The following is a 1,886-nucleotide window of genomic DNA, read 5'->3' as shown; positions in this document are numbered from 1 at the left end:
CCCAATAAAAGGAAACCCAAATGCAAATTAACGGAAAAGAGATATTTGAGAAAGGTGCTCTTATGTGTCATCTAAGTCGAATGGCTTCTTTGGAATATCAGGACAAATATATCGTTCATCCCACAAAGGACTACTATGTATTGGCAGACGAAATAGTAGATTGGCTATATGATGAATGCAAGAATGCTTTATTAGGGCAATTTAGATTTTGCTTCCTGCCATACGAGAGGGATGCGCTAAGAGAACTTAAGGAGCTCATAGATAAGTACACTGAAGACGACAGTATATTAAAGGGGGAAGAAGATGGCTATTACTTGGTCTATCAGAACAAATCCTGGATAGAGATCAGAGAGCTGGCTTTAAAGACATTGCATATTTTCGGCTATGAACCATATAACTTTAATTATGATTAGTCCGGATTAGACCTAGCAGAATGAAATTTATCCTACATATCTTCACTCTGCTGCTATGCCTAAGTGCCCGGGCTCTGCTTGGTTATATACGGCAAAATAAAACCAATGCCACGCAAGCAAATAGTTTCATTTCGGTTGCGCTTAGTTGCGCTGCATCATGCCGCCGCGCGCCGCAACGACGCATACTATCGCTGCGTCTCAAACCTCAGTGCCCGAAGCGCCTAGAGCATCTTTCCGACGAGTTTTTCTTTAAATTCTTTATAAATTTCAGGCCCCGCATGTTTGTATTCGCTCGTCAGTTTGTTGTGAAATTCTGCCATATCGCCGCTGCTTTCGCGGTAGAGCTTGATCACGTTTCGCCTTACGGCGCCGTCTTTTAGGTCGCTATCGTAGGCGATGCTCGCGTATCGCGTCCGCGCGCCGTCCTTGATCTCGCGGTAGGCCTCGCAGCCCTTGGCTCTGCCGAGCTTTGCGACGCACGCGGCATAGAGGGCTTGCAGGCTCACGCACTGGGGTATCAGTGCCTCCGCCGCGGCAATGTCCGCTTTGGCGATTTTAGAATTTGCAGCTTTTTGTTCCTGTTGTGAGGCCTTCGGCTCCTGCTTCGCGGTTTTAGGCTCTTGTTTTGTGGCTTTTGTCCCTTGCTTTTGAGTTTTTATCTCCTGTTTCGTAGCTTTCGGTTCCGCTTTTTGGGCTTTTTTCTCCGCCGCGCCGCTTGTTTTGCTTTGTTTTGTGCCCGCTCCTGCGGCTTGCGAGGCTAGACTGATCTTTTCAAATTTCGGATTTTTGCGGTAGTTTAGATTATTAAAAAATTCTATCACGTCGTCGTAAAATTTATCGTTGCTGACGATGCCGATCTTGCCTTCCTGCCCGCAGAGCTTGCCCATCAAAAACACGATGATCTTATCGGCGAAGTCCTTTCTTTGCTTGCCGATCGTAAAAACCTCGCCTATGCTAACGCCCATCTTCGATAGGCGCGCAAGGGTCAAGGCGCCGATCTTTTTGGCGGTGTTGGAGACGATATTTAGCTCATCGCCCTCTTTTAGATTTACGACGTCGAAGATATTATCTACGTCGATATTTTCGTCGTCTATGATAAAGTGCGTCAAAGTTTTTCCTTTAAATTAAATTTTAATGCCCGCGCTCGCGCAAATTTCATCTCTAAAGCGCGCGAAAGGCCTCATCGCAGGCTGATTTTGCAGATGCTCGCCGATGGGCTTTTGCATCCACGCCATATCGTACCAGCGGCCGAATTTATAGGCGCAGCGCTCGAATCTTCCGATGAAGCGAAAGCCCATGCGCTCGTGAAATCGCACGCTCGCGTCGTTTAGATATTCGTCATCCCCGCAAGCGATGCAAGCGTTTATATCTACGATGTTCTGAGCCTTGGGCGCGCGCTGTAGCGCCTCGTAGAGCAGCCCGCCGATGCCCAGAGCGTGCACGTTTTGCGATACATAGACCGAGCACTCCGCC

The 1,886-nt window shown here is 48.0% G+C and carries 3 protein-coding genes; 1 reads left to right on the top strand and 2 read right to left on the bottom strand.

Translation table 11 applies throughout. The annotated features are described in order from the left end of the window. Positions 1 to 20 precede the first annotated feature (20 nt). Positions 21 to 413: a phytanoyl-CoA dioxygenase gene (locus Q0140_RS06950; protein WP_297963224.1), complete on the top strand. Its 393-nt coding sequence runs from the start codon at positions 21 to 23 to the stop codon at positions 411 to 413. 221 nt (positions 414 to 634) lie between these two features. On the opposite strand, the gene Q0140_RS06945 is transcribed toward Q0140_RS06950, so the two are convergent. Both Q0140_RS06945 and Q0140_RS06940 read right to left on the bottom strand, forming a co-directional pair. Continuing rightward, the gene (locus Q0140_RS06945) at positions 635 to 1,522 is read right to left on the bottom strand and encodes a hypothetical protein (protein ID WP_297963222.1); all 888 of its coding nucleotides are present in this window, start codon (positions 1,520 to 1,522) and stop codon (positions 635 to 637) included. 15 nt (positions 1,523 to 1,537) lie between these two features. Further along, the coding region (locus tag Q0140_RS06940) for a GNAT family N-acetyltransferase (protein WP_297963219.1) at positions 1,538 to 1,886 on the bottom strand (349 nt) is incomplete at its 5' end.

This window comes from uncultured Campylobacter sp., assembly GCF_938045405.1.
Taxonomy (GTDB): Bacteria; Campylobacterota; Campylobacteria; order Campylobacterales; family Campylobacteraceae; genus Campylobacter_B.
Note: the sequence above shows the minus strand (reverse complement) of the source record. Positions and strands in the feature narration are given on the sequence as shown.

Coding starts and splice junctions, on each gene's coding strand:
- Q0140_RS06950 (WP_297963224.1), top strand. CDS start 21: ATGCAAATTAACGGAAAAGAGATATTTGAGAAAGGTGCTCTTATGTGT.